General features: G+C 70.9%; 14 protein-coding genes, 1 tRNA gene and 1 pseudogene. 7 read left to right on the forward strand and 9 right to left on the reverse strand.

Annotated features, from left to right (window positions below; genetic code table 11):
* Positions 1-92 precede the first annotated feature (92 nt).
* Positions 93-512 carry a tyrosine-type recombinase/integrase gene (locus AC156L_RS07380; protein WP_484406706.1) on the forward strand — a complete coding sequence of 140 codons (420 nt, stop codon included), beginning with the start codon at positions 93-95 and terminating at the stop codon, positions 510-512.
* A gap of 19 nt (positions 513-531) precedes the next feature.
* Positions 532-1,644, forward strand: coding sequence for an MrcB family domain-containing protein (locus AC156L_RS07385; RefSeq protein ID WP_484406707.1), 1,113 nt, complete (start codon positions 532-534; stop codon positions 1,642-1,644).
* Positions 1,645-1,856: 212 nt separating this feature from the next.
* Here the strand turns inward: AC156L_RS07385 and AC156L_RS07390 are convergent.
* From AC156L_RS07390 to AC156L_RS07420, 7 genes and pseudogenes are all read right to left on the reverse strand, one after another.
* Positions 1,857-1,930, reverse strand: a tRNA-Pro gene (locus AC156L_RS07390).
* 171 nt (positions 1,931-2,101) lie between these two features.
* Positions 2,102-3,238: a sensor histidine kinase gene (locus AC156L_RS07395; RefSeq protein ID WP_484406709.1), complete on the reverse strand. Its 1,137-nt coding sequence runs from the start codon at positions 3,236-3,238 to the stop codon at positions 2,102-2,104.
* A complete protein-coding gene (locus AC156L_RS07400; protein ID WP_330875491.1) occupies positions 3,235-3,879 on the reverse strand; it encodes a response regulator transcription factor in 645 nt (214 codons plus the stop codon). The genes AC156L_RS07395 and AC156L_RS07400 overlap by 4 nt, the downstream gene beginning before the upstream one ends.
* A 46-nt stretch (positions 3,880-3,925) precedes the next feature.
* Positions 3,926-5,365 (reverse strand): ribosome biogenesis GTPase Der, encoded by a 1,440-nt coding sequence (der, locus tag AC156L_RS07405; RefSeq protein ID WP_330875490.1) that lies wholly within the window; start codon positions 5,363-5,365, stop codon positions 3,926-3,928.
* 46 nt (positions 5,366-5,411) lie between these two features.
* Complete coding sequence (gene cmk / locus AC156L_RS07410) at positions 5,412-6,122, reverse strand: (d)CMP kinase (protein ID WP_330875489.1); 711 nt, start codon at positions 6,120-6,122, stop codon at positions 5,412-5,414.
* 101 nt (positions 6,123-6,223) lie between these two features.
* Entirely contained in the window at positions 6,224-6,589 is a 366-nt protein-coding gene (gene aroH, locus AC156L_RS07415; protein WP_330875488.1) for a chorismate mutase, read from the reverse strand.
* Positions 6,590-6,603: 14 nt separating this feature from the next.
* A pseudogene (locus AC156L_RS07420) lies at positions 6,604-7,751 on the reverse strand (DUF1015 family protein).
* A gap of 58 nt (positions 7,752-7,809) precedes the next feature.
* Here AC156L_RS07420 and AC156L_RS07425 point away from each other — a divergent pair.
* The 4 genes from AC156L_RS07425 (at position 7,810) to AC156L_RS07440 (ending at position 11,507) form a co-directional block, all read left to right on the forward strand.
* On the forward strand, positions 7,810-8,292 hold the full coding sequence (locus AC156L_RS07425) for a cation:proton antiporter regulatory subunit (protein ID WP_330875487.1): 483 nt from the start codon (positions 7,810-7,812) through the stop codon (positions 8,290-8,292).
* Positions 8,293-8,298: 6 nt separating this feature from the next.
* Positions 8,299-9,486 carry a cation:proton antiporter gene (locus AC156L_RS07430; RefSeq protein ID WP_330875486.1) on the forward strand — a complete coding sequence of 396 codons (1,188 nt, stop codon included), beginning with the start codon at positions 8,299-8,301 and terminating at the stop codon, positions 9,484-9,486.
* Between the two features lie 100 nt (positions 9,487-9,586).
* Positions 9,587-10,762 (forward strand): S8 family serine peptidase, encoded by a 1,176-nt coding sequence (locus AC156L_RS07435; RefSeq protein ID WP_330875485.1) that lies wholly within the window; start codon positions 9,587-9,589, stop codon positions 10,760-10,762.
* A 304-nt stretch (positions 10,763-11,066) separates the two neighbouring features.
* Entirely contained in the window at positions 11,067-11,507 is a 441-nt protein-coding gene (locus tag AC156L_RS07440) for a DUF6319 family protein (protein WP_330875484.1), read from the forward strand.
* A gap of 53 nt (positions 11,508-11,560) precedes the next feature.
* Here AC156L_RS07440 and AC156L_RS07445 read toward each other — a convergent pair whose 3' ends face one another.
* Positions 11,561-12,520 (reverse strand): quinone oxidoreductase family protein, encoded by a 960-nt coding sequence (locus tag AC156L_RS07445; RefSeq protein ID WP_330875483.1) that lies wholly within the window; start codon positions 12,518-12,520, stop codon positions 11,561-11,563.
* A gap of 5 nt (positions 12,521-12,525) precedes the next feature.
* Positions 12,526-13,329, reverse strand: coding sequence for an SDR family NAD(P)-dependent oxidoreductase (locus AC156L_RS07450; protein WP_330875482.1), 804 nt, complete (start codon positions 13,327-13,329; stop codon positions 12,526-12,528).
* 137 nt (positions 13,330-13,466) lie between these two features.
* On the opposite strand from AC156L_RS07450, the gene fabG reads away from it, so the two are divergent.
* On the forward strand, positions 13,467-14,231 hold the full coding sequence (fabG, locus tag AC156L_RS07455) for a 3-oxoacyl-ACP reductase FabG (RefSeq protein ID WP_330875481.1): 765 nt from the start codon (positions 13,467-13,469) through the stop codon (positions 14,229-14,231).
* Positions 14,232-14,242: the final 11 nt, after the last annotated feature.

The following is a 14,242-nucleotide window of genomic DNA, read 5'->3' on the forward strand; positions in this document are numbered from 1 at the left end:
ACCACCGAGTGGACATGGAACGTCCGGCGCCAGACCATGAACGGTCCGGGAGGCCTGATCGATAAGGGCACCAAGGGAAACGGGCGCGAAAGGTGCCGATCATTGAGGAGATCCGCGAGTTGGTGGCGCGCCGGATCGCCGGGACGGACGGAACTGGCGACGCCCGGCTGTTCACCGGGCCGCGAGGTGGCCGAATCTCCACCGCCGTTTTTCGCGACGCGACCCACTGGGACGAGGTGGTGAACCAGTTCGGCTACGAGCACCTGCGGCGTCACGACCTGCGGCACACCGGCCTGACCTGGATGGCCGATGCCGGTGTTCCGGTGCACCATCTCCAGAAGGTCGCCGGCCACGGCTCGCTCACCACTACGCAGCGGTACCTGCACCCCAACCGCAAATCGGTCACCGACGCGGGAGCGCTGCTCTCACAGCACCTGCAACGGTCTACGGAGGGGTCGACGACTGCGCAGCCCACACTCATCGATGGTGCGTTCAGTCCCCGCGCGTCGTGATCATCTATAGGCTCGGGTGATGCGCGATTCACTGCGGGAAGTTCTTCTGCATCAGCGGAGTTACGCGCCCAAGGACTCCGATGCCATGGTTCGCCGCGGACAGCTCATCCGGAAGGATCTCGCGGGACAATTGAGGGGGCAACTGGACGCGTTGTCCAGTGATCCTGATGTGGACATTGGCGATCTACGGGTTGAAGCACGTGACGCGACTGGGCTTTACAGCGAGATCCCTTGGGCGCGTATTCACTCGCTTGGTCGATCACCTTCGGCGACGATCGGTTGGTACGTGGTCTACCTGTTCGACGCCCCTGGTGACAACGTCTACCTCTGTCTGATGCAGGGCACAAGCCGCTGGCAAAACAACCAGTACAAGACGCGCCCGCTGCCTGAACTTCGCCAACGAGTGGAGTGGGCGCGCAAGGTGTTGGACGATCGCTTGAAAGTTCGCCCGGATCTGACCCGCACCATCAAGTTGAACGCTCGCGGTAAGAAGCTCGCACCGGGGTACGAGGCTGGGACGGTTGCCGCATTCGCGTATCCGGTAGACGCACTCCCATCAGATGACGTGCTCTCGGAAGACCTGCGGTTCCTGCTGTCGGCCTTGTCGGACTTGTACGGCGCACTGGACCAAGCGCTCGACATTCCTGGAGAACCCGCCCCAGAGATCGCCGAAGTGATCGATGCGAGTGAACGTGCCGCACTTCGACGCGGCAGCCGAGGACAGGGAAGACGGTTGAGTGCCGAGGAGAGGTCGGCGATCGAGCGGCGCGCAATGGACGTGGCCAGTGCTCACCTCATCGCCCAGGGCTACACGATCAAGGACGTGGGAGCCACGGAACCCTACGACATCGATGCGAGCAGGGAGGACGGCAAACATCTGTTTGTCGAGGTGAAGGGGACGACTTCGCTCGGCACCGAGGTGGTACTCACTCATGGCGAGGTGAGATTGATGAAGGAGCAGCACCCCAACACAGCCCTAATGGTTGTGCAGTCAATCCGGCTGGACCGTCCCGACGGCGAACTGACCGCCTCCGGTGGCGACCTTCACGTGACGCATCCGTGGAAGATCGACGATATTGATCTGGCACCCGTCTCCTACCGCTACACGGTCCCCAGACCTGATGGGCAATAGCTCTTTGCCAGGTAGCTAAGGACGACTCCGACCAGATCGAGCACCCTGCTTCGCATCCTGGAGCGCCGCTGTCTGGTGCGACCAGGTAACACGACGGTCCACAAGTGGTCCACAGCCAGCCCCGAAAGTGGATCATCACAAGATCAATACGCGAACATGAAAAAGCCCGTCTGATCTGGCACTATGCCTTGATCAGACGGGCTTTTCGACCGTCGGGACGACAGGATTCGAACCTGCGACCCCTTGACCCCCAGTCAAGTGCGCTACCAAGCTGCGCCACGTCCCGGCCACACTCCCTTGCGGGGTGCTCGGAAAGCTTAGCGCACCGCCCAATCCCCTCCCGCACGGCCCCCCACATACCCCCTGACCAGCCTATATAGCAGGAGCCCGCCAGTGCGGCGGGCTCCTGCTCCCCTCGGTCCCGATCGGCCCCCCGATAGTCGATCGACCAGCGCAACTATGCGTTCGTCGGGTTTCGTTCACCACCGCCATAAGTCGAGTGTTCTCGGTCAACTTTCGTCCTACCGGTCGGTAGCGTGGCTTCCACGGTGAAGCCGCCGTCGGAGGTCGGGGCCGCGGTGAAGGTGCCTCCCAGGAGGGTCACCCGTTCGGAGAGGCCGTGCAGGCCTGTGCCGCCGGGGTCTTGCTGGGGTGGGCGGTGGAGTGGGGGCGCGTTGGTCACCGTCACGTGCAGGTGGTGGTTGTGGGTGGTCAGGCGGATTCGCACGGGGGCGTTGGGGGCGTGCTTGGTGACGTTGGTGAGCGCTTCCTGGATGACGCGGTAGACGGCTCGGCCCGCGGCTGGGCCGGGGGTGGTGGCGTTGGTGGCGTCGAAGTCGACGGGCAGGCCCGCGGCTCGGGCTCGGTCCACCAGGTGGGGCAGGTCGGTGTAGCCCTCGGCCGGTTCGCGGGGGGCGTTGAGCAGACCCAGGGCGGCTCGCATCTCGGCCAGCGTCTCCTTGGCGAGTTCGCGCACGCGCAGCGCCGCGTCCCTGGTGCGTTCCTCGGCGGTGGTGGCGGCCAGGGCGGCCGATTCCACGGCTATGAGGGTGGCGTGGTGGCCCACGGCGTCGTGGATCTCCCTGGCTATCCTGGCCCGTTCCGACGCCCTGGCCGTGGCTTCGAGCGCTTCCAGTTCGGCCTCACGGGCTCGGCCGGTCTCGGCGAGGCTGGTGGTCAGGTCCTGCCTGGCGGTGATGAGGGCGCCTATGGCGGCCGGGGCGGCGGACATGAAGAACGTGTAGGCCAGGGTGAGGAGGGCCTGGTTCGGGGGCAGGCGTTCGTTGAGCACGACGAACGTCGTGGGGACGGCGGTGGCCAGCAGGACGCAGGCCGTCGGGATCCTGTGGTCCCTTGTTCGGCGGCCGGTGCGGTAGAAGGCGACCACGGCGGGTGGCCAGCCCAGGCCGCCGCAGATGGCGGGCAGGCAGAGGACGGTGGTCAGCCAGGGCCAGCGGTGGCGCAGCGGGAGCGCGAGGCACGCGGCCAGGGCGGTCGGGACCGACCAGGTGAACGGGTACGTGCCCGCCATGACGACCATGGCCGCGGGAACGCCGACGGCGAGGAGTTCCAGTGCGGCGCGGCGGAGGGTCACCACGTGACGCCGTTCGCGCGTTGGGCCACCAGCGCGGCCTGGACGCGGTTCTCGACGCCCAGCTTGGTGAGGAGCGCTGAGACGTAGCTCTTCACGGTGGCCTCGGTGAGGCCGAGGTTGAGGGCGATGGCGGCGTTGGGCTGGCCGTCGGCGAGCAGGTCGAGGACCTGGCGCTCGCGGCCGGTGAGGCCTTCGAGCTGGTGGTTCTCGCGCAGGCCGGAGCCGCGCAGCCTCGGCAGGAGGCGGGCGGTGATCCTGGGGTCCAGGACCGCGCCGCCGGCTGCCAGGTCCAGCACGGCCCTGACCAGGGCGTCCGGTTCGGCGTCCTTCAGCAGGAAGCCCTGGGCGCCCAGGTCGAGGGCCGTGGCCACGTAGTCGTCCAGGTCGAACGTGGTCAGGATCGCGACCACGGGCGGGTCGGGGAGGTCGCGGAGGCGGCGCAGCGCCTCCAGGCCGTCGACGCCCGGCATCTGGACGTCGACCAGGACCACGTCCGGCTGGACGCGGGAGACCACGTCGAGCAGGTCGGCGCCGTCCGAGGCCTCGGCGATCACCCGGATGCGGTCGTCGGTCTCCAGCAGGACCTTGAGCCCCCGCCTGAGCAGGGGCTCGTCGTCCGCCAGCACCAGTCGCACCGCCACGTCGCCCAGGAGACCTCATCCGGCCGCCGCGGGCAACAGGGGTGCGCTACTTCTTGCCGCGCTTGTCGCCGGGCTTGCCGCTGAAGCCGCGCTTCTCGCGAACGCGCACGGAGACGCGGACGGGGCTGCCGACGAAGCCGAACTCCTCGCGGAGCTTGCGCTCGATGAACCTGCGGTAGCCCGCCTCCAGGAAGCCGGAGGTGAACAGCACGAACGTCGGCGGCCTGGTCGCGGCCTGGGTCGCGAACAGGACCTTGGGCTGCTTGCCGCTGCGGACCGGCGGCGGGGTGGCGGCGATGAGGGCCGTCAGCCACGAGTTGAGCTTGCCGGTCGGGACGCGGGTGTCCCACGACGCCAGCGCGGTGCGCAGGGCCGGGGCCAGCTTGCGGACGGCGCGACCGGTCAGCGCGGAGATGTTGACCGTCTCCGCCCACGGCACGCGCACGAGGCCGCGTTCCAGCTCGCGGACCATCTCCTTGCGGCGGTCCTCGTCGACGAGGTCCCACTTGTTCATGGCCAGCACGATGCCCTTGCCGGACTCGACGGCCATGGTGAGCACGCGCAGGTCCTGCTCGCTGATCGGCTCGCTCGCGTCGAGGAGCACGATGGCGACCTCGGCCGAGTCGATCGCGGCCTTGGTGCGCAGCGACGCGTAGTACTCGGCGCCGCTGGCGAAGTTCACGCGCTTGCGCAGGCCCGCGGTGTCGACGAAGCGCCACACCTCGCCGTCCAGCTCGACCATGGAGTCGACCGGGTCGACGGTGGTGCCCGCGACCGCGTCGACGACCGAGCGGTTCTCGCCGGTCAGGCGGTTGAGGAGGCTGGACTTGCCGACGTTCGGCTTGCCGACCAGCGCCACGCGGCGGGGGCCCGTGACGGGCTTGAAGTCGTCGCGCGGGCTCTCCGGCAGGGCGGCGAGGATGGCGTCGAGCAGGTCGCCGGAGCCGCGGCCGTGCAGACCGGAGACCGGCCACGGCTCGCCGAGGCCCAGCGACCAGAGGGACGCGGTCTCGGCGAGCAGCCGCTCGTCGTCGACCTTGTTCGCGACCAGCAGCACCGGCCGCTTGGAGCGGCGCAGGATCTTGGCCACGGCCTCCTCGGTGGAGGTCGCGCCGACGGTCGCGTCCACGACCAGCAGGATCACGTCCGCCGCGGCCATCGCCAGCTCGGCCTGCGCGGCGACGGCGCCCTGGAGGCCGGTCGCGTCCGGCTCCCAGCCGCCGGTGTCCACCACGGTGAACTTGCGGCCGCTCCACAGCGCGTCGTAGGCGATGCGGTCGCGCGTCACGCCGGGCACGTCCTGCACGACCGCCTCGCGGCGGCCGATGAGGCGGTTCACCAGGGTCGACTTGCCCACGTTCGGCCGTCCGACCACGGCCAGCGTCGGCTGCGGCACGGCGACGCCGTCCTCGCCGTCCCCCGAGCCGTCACCGTCGAAGGCCGACCAGTCGGACTCGTCCGTCCACGTGCCGTCCAAGTCCGTCACTTTGCTTCTCCACTCACACTTCTGTAGCGAAAATCGTTCAGGTCGGTCACCTGGTCACCCGGTCCGCCACCCGGAGACCGCGCCGGTCGACCAGGTCGAGGAGCGCGTCGACGGTGCCCGCGAGGTCCAGGAACGTCGTGTCGACCTCGACCGCGTCGTCCGCGGGCCGCAGGGGCGACACCGCGCGCGTCGAGTCGTAGTTGTCGCGCCGCTGCACGTCCGCCAGCGTCGCGTCCACGGTGGAGGAGCGCCCGGCGGCGGTGTCCTGCCTGGTGCGGCGCTGCGCGCGCGCCTCGGCGGACGCCGTCAGGTACACCTTCAGCTCGGCGTCGGGGGCGACGACGGTGCCGATGTCGCGGCCTTCCACGACGATGCCGTCGGCCTCGGCGATGATCCGGCGCTGCTCGGCGACGAGCAGTTCGCGGACCTCGCGCACGGCCGACACGGGCGAGACGGCGAGGGTCACGTCGGCGCCGCGGATCTCGGTGCCGACGTCCTGGCCGTCGAGCGTGGTGGTCGCGTGGGCCGGGTCGGTGCCGAGCACCAGGCGCGACGACCGTGCGATGGAAATCACCCGTTCGGTGTCGAGCGGGTCGACCCCGGCGCGCAGCACCGCGAGGGTCACGGCGCGGTACATCGCGCCGGTGTCGAGGTACCGGGCGCCCAGGATGGCCGCCAGCCTGCGGGCCACGGTGGACTTGCCGGTGCCGGAAGGCCCGTCGAGGGCCACCACGCCACGCAGCTCACCTTGTCCCACCGCGACTTCCTCCTGATGTCGATGACGCGGGTCGCGATGTACCGGCGCCCGCAGCCCCCCATTGTGCCTGGTGCGGAGCGCCACGCACGCACCAGGCGTGGTTACCGCTGCTTCAGGTCCGTGCGCAGGGCCGCGGCACCCCGCAGGTAGACGTGCTTGACCGCCGAGCGCGGCAGGTCCGTCTCGACGTGCGCCATGAGCCGGATCACCCTCGGCATCGCGCCGGGCACCGCGATCTCGGTCGCGGACAGCAGGGGCACGTCGTCCAGCCCCGCCCGCCGCGCCGCGTAGGCCGGGAACTCGGACACGACGTCCGGTGTCGCGGTCAGGATGACGCTGATGACCTCGTCGCTGGTGAGGCCGTTGCGCGTCAGCACTTCCCGGACCAGTTCGGCCGTCGCCCCCAGCACCTGGTCGCGGTCGTCGGCGTCGATCTGGGTCGCGCCGCGAATCGCTCGTACCGCCATTCGGTGGACTCTAGTCAGGACAGGTCCGCGAGCAGCAGACCGCTGCGGGGTTTCGGGGTGAAGTAGGTGCTCTTGCGCGGCATCCGCTCCCCCGCCGCGTGCACGGCGAGCACGTCGGCCAGCGGCACGGGGCCACGAGCAGCACGGCGTCGGCCGCGATCGACCGCCACCGCTCGTCGGTCACCGGTCGCACCCGCGGGGACTCGGGGTCGAGGCCGAGGGCCTTCTCCAGCAGCAGGGACTCCACGGTGGCGTGGTCGATCCCCGGCGCCGGCAGCTCGACGCGCAGCACGCGGTCCCGGCACGCCACCACGACGGCGCCGGGTTCCGGCGGTCGCACGGCGGGCAGGTCGTCGACGCGCAGCCCGACGCCGCGCCAGGCCGCGGCCAGGTCGTCGGCGGACAGGCCGGTGTCGACGAGGGCGCGGTGGATCGGGCCGATCCGCAGGGCGGGCCCCGCCGTGACCAGGGCGAGCAGTCCGCTCAGGCCCGCGGCGGCCGCGGCGGCGACCCGGTGGTTGCCGTCGGCGACGAGCAGGGGGTGGGCGCCCGCCGCGTCGAGGAGGGTGTCCTGGGCGTCGCCGGGCCCGACGAGCCACACGCGGTGCCGCCGTCCGCCGGAGTCGACCAGCGACACGGCGGGTTCGCGGTCGAACGCGGCGTGCAGCAGGGTGGTCAGGTCGTCGCGCGGGGCGACCGGCACGAGCATCGCGGCGCTGGTGGCGACGCCGAGCCCGGCGAGCACGCGGGCGCGTTCGGCCACCACCTCGGGGTAGACCTGCTCGCTGTGCCGGACCCGGCTGATCCCGTCGGCGTCGACCGCGGCGGGGTCGACCAGGCACAGCAGCCCGCACGCCGTCCCGTCCGGGCCGTCCACCCAGTACGGCGCGACCACGTCGGCGACCGGCCGGTAGGACCGGCGCAGCAGTTCCGCGAGCGCAGCCCGCGCGACCGGCAGCGACTCCACCAGACCCGTCCCCGCGGCGAGCGCGGTGGGCGTGCGGTGCGGGTGCTGCACGGCGAGCAGCGTGCCCCGGCCGCCGCCGGGCCCGGCGAGGGCCTGGACCACGCGGTCGGGTTCGGCGAACTCGTCCACGTCCGGGCCGGGCACGCGGTCGCGCACGACCCACCCGCGCCGCACCGGCTGGAGCCATCCCGTCATGCCGGCACGGTACTGCGGTCGGCAATCCGGTCATCGGACGTGAAGGTAGGCTGCGGGCATGAACGTCGAGGTGACGCCACTGCCGGGGATCGGCACCCGCCAGGACTTCATGATCCGATCGGGTCGCCGGATCGGGGTGATCACCTACCGCGACGGCAAGTTCGAGTTCATCCTGTCGAAGACCGACGACCCCGACGCGTGTTCGGCCTCCATACCGCTGACACCGCAGGAAGCGGGCACGCTGGCAGGCCTGCTCGGCGCGCCGCAGCTCGTGGCGCACCTGGAGGACCAGCACAGCGAGGTCACCGGGATCGACACCAAGCAGTTCCCGATCGTGCCCGGCTCGCGGTTCGACGGCGGGGAGCTCGGCGACACCCAGCTGCGCACCAGGACCGGCGCGTCCATCGTCGCCGTCGTGCGCGCGGGCACCGTGCACCCCTCGCCGCGCCCGGACTTCGTGTTCACGGGTGGTGACCTGGTCGTGGTCGTCGGCACGTCGGACGGCCTCGCGGCGTCCGCCGAGATCCTGGGCGGTGGCTGAGCACCCGTGCACACCACCGCGATCGCACTGATCCAACTCGGGGCGGTCTTCTTCGGGCTGGGCCTGCTCGGCCGAGTCGCGTGGAAGATCGGCATCTCCCCGATCCCGCTGTACCTGATCGGCGGCCTGGCCTTCGGGCACGGCGGGTTGATCCCGTTGGACGGCATCGAGGAGTTCACCCACCTCGCCAGCGAGATCGGCGTGGTGCTCCTCCTGCTGCTGCTCGGTCTGGAGTACTCGGCGAGCGAACTGGTCACCGGCCTCAAGCGGTCGTGGATGGCCGGTCTGCTCGACATCGTCCTCAACGCGACGCCGGGCGCCGTCGCCGGTCTGCTGCTGGGCTGGGGCCCGGTCGGCGCGCTCGCGATGGCGGGCGTCACCTACATCTCCTCCTCCGGCATCATCGCGAAGGTCCTCGGCGACCTCGGCAGGCTCGGCAACCGGGAGACGCCGGTCGTGCTGTCGGTGCTGGTGTTCGAGGACCTGGCGATGGCGGTCTACCTGCCGATCCTGACGGCCGTGCTGGCGGGCGTGAGCTTCTTCGGCGGCCTGAGCGCGGTGGGCATCTCGCTGGCCGCGATCACGGTCGTGCTGGTGGTCGCGCTGAAGTACGGCCGGTTCGTGTCGGCCATCGTGGACTCCCCGGACCACGAGGTGTTCCTGCTCAAGGTCCTGGGCTCCGCGCTGCTGGTGGCGGGCATCGCCTCGCAGCTCCAGGTGTCGGCCGCGGTCGGCGCGTTCCTGCTGGGCATCGCGATCTCCGGTTCCACGGCGGAGAACGCGACCCGGATGCTGGAGCCGCTGCGCGACCTGTTCGCCGCGATGTTCTTCGTCGTGTTCGGCCTCAACACCAACCCCGCGTCCATCCCGCCGGTGCTCGGCGCGGCCGTGGCGCTGGCCGTCGTGACGACGCTGACGAAGGTCGCGACCGGCTGGTGGGCGGCGAAGCGGCAGGGCATCGCGAAGCTGGGCCGGGCCCGCGCGGGTGCGGCGCTGGTGGCGCGCGGCGAGTTCTCCATCGTCATCGCGGGCCTCACGGTCGCGTCCGGCGCGGTGGACGAGAAGCTCGCGGCGCTGGCGACGGCGTACGTGCTGCTGATGGCGGTGCTGGGGCCGGTGGCGGCGCGCATCGTCGAGCCGGTGGTCGGTCTGGTGCGCAAGCGCCGCGGTGCGCGGGAGGCGGCAACCGCCTGAACCGGTTGCGGCATCCGGGTGAACCCCGGTATCTGCGAGGTCGTCGGCGTCTCACTACCGGCAGAGGTTGACCGCCGCCACCTCCCCGAAGGGGGTCCTCATGTCACAGCCGACGAGTGCCGAGACCACGGGTCGCTTCCTGGTGCTCCTGGAGAACAACTCGACCGCAGCGGGCGTCCGCGAGCTGAACCGCGTCGCGGGCATCCAGGTCGCGACCACGGCCGACACCGTGGCCGAGCAGATCGCCAGCACGGACGGGGTGATCTTCCACGAGCTGGGCATCGCGCTCGTGGACGCCACCCCCGACCAGCTCCCCGGCCTGAACCGCGCGATCGACGAGCCCGGCCCGGTGCTCGCCGTGGAGGCCGAGCGGGTCGTGCACGCCATCACCACGACGGACGCGGACGAGACCGCTTCGGCCGCGGCCGTGGACGAGAGCGTCTTCACCTGGGGCTTGCAGGCCGTGGGCGCCGGCCTCAGCACCGCCACCGGCAAGGGGATCCGGGTCGCGGTGCTGGACACCGGTTTCACGGTCGCGCACCCCGACTTCGCCGGGCGCACCGTGACCACCAGCTCGTTCGTCACCGGCGAGGCGGTGGACGACGAGCACGGCCACGGCACGCACTGCGTCGGCACCTCGTGCGGTCCGCGCACGCCCGCCTCGGGCCCCGGTTACGGGGTCGCGCACGAGGCGGAGATCTACGCGGGCAAGGTGCTGGGCAACTCCGGTTCCGGCTCCGACGGCGGGATCCTGGCGGGCATCGAGTGGGCCATCGCCAACGGGTGCGCCGTGATCTCGATGTCGCTGGGCGCCACCGTCCGCCCCGGCACGCCGCACTCGGCGATCTTCGAGCAGGCGGCGTCGCGGGCGCTGGCCAAGGGGACGCTGATCGTGGCCGCCTCGGGCAACGACAGCAGGCGGCCCGGCACCGTCTCGCCCGTGGGGCACCCGGCGAACTGCCCGTCGATCATGGCGGTCGGGGCCGTCGACGTGAACCGCGCGACGGCGTTCTTCTCCTGCGGGACCGTCGACACCGTCGGCGCGGTGGACGTGGTCGGCCCCGGCGTCGACGTGCACTCCAGCTGGAAGGCCGGGGGCACGAAGAGGTTGCAGGGCACCAGCATGGCCACCCCGCACGTCGCGGGCGTCGCGGCGCTGATGGCCGAGAAGCACGGGGCCAGGGGGTTCGAGCTGTGGGCGCGGCTGGCCCAGACCGCGCGCAGGCTCCCCTCGCCCTCGACCGACGTGGGTGCGGGATTGGTGCAAGCTCCCTGAGGTTCGCGCCGGGAGGTCGCCGGTGGAGGGGCAGCGGGCCGTGCGGGAGTTCCCGCTGGGGTGAGCCGTCGGCCGGATCGGTGCACACCTCCCGCGGACCGCCGAGCCGTGGTCGTGTGTTTTGGACGTTCTGGTGGGGTGGGAAGATGGCCGGACGATTGCGGCGCGCTGGGCGCTTGTCGAACCTTCAGCTTCTCGGATCGAACAAGTGTTCTATGCTATTGCCGGGTCGAGCCGGTATTGCCAGAGAGGAAACCAGAACGTGTCTAACACGCTCACGGAGCAGAGTGACCAGGTAGACGCGGTGGAAGCCACGATCCCGGCGGCCCCCCAGGCCGTTGCGGAGTCGGTGCCCGCGGTGAAGCCGGTGGCGGACGCCGCCGCGGTGAAGCCGGTGGCCGAGGCCCCCGCCGAGCCGGTGGCGGACGAGGCTCCCGCCAAGCCGGTCAAGCGGGCCAAGAGCACGGCGAAGAAGACGCGGACCGTCGAGCTGACGCTGACGGTGACCGGGACCATGGACGGGGACTGGCAGGCAGACCTGCTGCACGGCACCCAGCGTGTCGTGCAGGGCCTCACCATCCCGGCCATCGCGGTGTCCAAGGCCGCCAAGGAGCTGCACGAGGACATCTTCAGCGGGATCGAGACGGTTCTCGAAGCGGCGCGCGAGCAGCACCGCACCCGCATGGAGGAGCTCGAAGCCGAGCTGGCGAAGGTGAAGCAGGCCCTGGCCGAGCTGAGCGACTGACGTCCTGACCGCGAAAGGCCCCTTCCGGCGATGTCGGAAGGGGCCTTTCGTCGTCAGCGGTTGGGGTCCAGCAGGAGTTTGCCGCTGGTGCGGCGGGCACGCAGGTCCTCGTGGGCGCGGCGGACCTCGGACATGCCGTACTCGCCGCCGGGGACGGCGCGGAGCTTGCCCTCCCGCACGAGGGTGAACAGCTCGTCCATGGCCTGGTGGACGACGCGGCCGGGCAGGCGGAACGCGTGCGGCAGCCACATGCCGATGACGGCCGTGGAGCGGCCGAGCAGCTTGACCGGGTCGACCGCGGTCGGCTTCTCGCGGCTGGCCATGCCGTAGAACACGAGCCTGCCGAACGGGGCCAGCGCGGCGATGCTCTGGTCCGTCACGGAACCGCCGGTCATGTCGAGCACGATGTCGACGCGGCGGCCGTTGTTGGCCTCCTTCAAGGCGTCCGCCATGTTCTCCTCGGTCGAGGAGATCGCCACGTCGGCGCCGAGGTCGAGCGCGAGCTTGCGCTTGTCGTCGGTGCTGGCGGTCGCGATGACGCGGCCCGCGCCCCACAGCTTCGCCAGCTGCACGGCGATCGAGCCGACCCCGCCCGCGGCGGCGTGCACGACGACGCTCTCGCCCTCCAGCAGGTGAGCGCTGCGGCGCAGCAGCAGCCACGCCGTCGCGCCCTGGACGACGAGGCTCAGCGCGGTCAGGTCGTCCACGCCCTCGGGCACGTCGAACGTGGTCGCGGCGGGCGCGACGGCCTTCTGCGCGTAGCCGCCACCGCCGCTGGTGAGCGCGACGACGCGGCGGCCGTCGGAGGTGAGACCGGTGATCTCGCCGCCGGGCACGATCGGGAGTTCGGTCTTCGACAGGTAGGAGTTCTCCGCCTGGTGGGTGTCGGCGTAGTTGAGGCCCGCGCGGCTGACCTCGATCAGCACCTCGCCGGGGCCCGCGACGGGGTCGGGCAGCTCGGTCTCGGTGAGGACCTCGGGTCCGCCGAACTCGGTGATCTGGATGGCACGCACGGGTGTCAGGCCTCCTGTCCGGTCGCGAAGGCGCCGGGGTCGACGGACATGCGCTCGCCGGTCGCGGACCGCGGACCGGGGGCGTTGCGGAAGGTGAACGGCTGCGACTCGCGGCCGGGCACGACGAACCAGCACTCGCCGGTGCCGTTCGACTCGGCGATCGCCATGAACGCCGTGACGACGTCGGCGACCTCCATGATCGGCATGTTCGTCGACTCGAGCGTTTCGCGGAAGGGCGCGATGATGGCGGTGTCGGCGAACGACGGGCACAGGGCGTTGACCCGGACCCGGTCGCGGACCAGGGACGGCGCCAGCGAGCGCACGAGTCCGACGACGGCGGTCTTGTTGGCCCCGTAGACGGGGTCCATGGGTGTCGGCGTGATGCCGGCCATGCTCGCGGTCGCGATGATCTGGCCGTGGCTGGCGCGCAGCGCGGGCAGGGCGGCGTGCACGCCGTAGACCACGCCGTCGAGGTTGATGCCCATGACGCTGCGGTAGCGCTCGGGGTCGAAGTCGTCACCGAGGCCGAACCCGGTGGAGATGCCCGCGTTCAGGGCGACGAGGTCCAGCGAGCCGAACCGCTCCACGGCCGCCGCGACGGCCGCCTTGCTGTGCTCGGGGTCGCGCACGTCGCAGTGCACGTACAGGCCGTCGACCTCGTCGGCGATCACCTTGCCCCGGTCGCCGTCGATGTCGGCGACGACGACGTGCGCGCCCGACCCGGCGAGGCGGCGGGACACGCCCGCGCCGATTCCGTTCGCCGCACCGGTGATCAGCGCGACCTTGCCCTCGAACCTGCGGTCCTCCACCGGCACAACTCCCTCGTGACTACATTCCGACCAGTCGGTATGGTTCCGGCAACATGCTATGCCGTTTAGCTGGCGCGAGCCAGCCCGCGCGGAGTAGTTTCTAAGCGCTTGCTTAGCTCTCGTTCAAGGAGGAACCAGTGGCCGCAGAAACCGCATCGAGGGTAGCGATCGTCACCGGCGCGGCACGGGGCATCGGCGCCGCGACCGCGTGGCGACTGGCGCAGGACGGCTTCGCCGTGGCGCTGCTCGACATCGACGCGGAGAGCTGCGCCGACGCCGCCGAGAAGATCAACGCCTCCGGTGGCCGCGCCCTCGCGCTGGCGCTGGACGTCAGCGACTCCGCGCAGGTGACCGAGGTCGTGCAGAAGGTCGCCGACCAGCTCGGCGCGCCGACCGTCCTGGTGAACAACGCGGGCATCCTCCGCGACAACCTGCTGTTCAAGATGACCGACGACGACTGGGACGCGGTCATGAACGTCCACCTGCGCGGCTCGTTCCTGATGAGCCGCGCGGTGCAGAGGTTCCAGACCGAGCAGGGCTGGGGCCGCATCGTGAACCTCTCCAGCACCTCCGCGCTGGGCAACCGGGGCCAGGCCAACTACGCCACGGCCAAGGCGGGCCTCCAGGGCTTCACCAAGACCCTGGCCATCGAACTCGGCAAGTTCGGCGTCACCGTCAACGCCATCGCACCCGGCTTCATCGCCACGGAGATGACCGCCGCCACCGCCGCGCGGATGAAGGTGGACTTCGAGGACTTCAAGAAGGCCGCCGCCAGCCAGATCCCGGTCGCGCGCGTGGGCACCCCGGACGACATCGCGCACACGGTCTCGTTCCTGGCCAGCGAAGGCGCCGGTTTCGTGTCGGGCCAGGTCATCTACGTCGCAGGCGGACCGAAGGACTGAGGGGACAGACC

This window comes from Umezawaea sp. (assembly GCF_057122925.1).

Bases quoted from the DNA above. Each gene is read 5' to 3' on its own strand.
- AC156L_RS07385 (WP_484406707.1), top strand. From the start codon at position 532: ATGCGCGATTCACTGCGGGAAGTTCTTCTGCATCAGCGGAGTTACGCG.
- aroH (WP_330875488.1), bottom strand. From the start codon at position 6,589: ATGGCGGTACGAGCGATTCGCGGCGCGACCCAGATCGACGCCGACGAC.
- AC156L_RS07425 (WP_330875487.1), top strand. From the start codon at position 7,810: ATGAACGTCGAGGTGACGCCACTGCCGGGGATCGGCACCCGCCAGGAC.
- AC156L_RS07435 (WP_330875485.1), top strand. From the start codon at position 9,587: ATGTCACAGCCGACGAGTGCCGAGACCACGGGTCGCTTCCTGGTGCTC.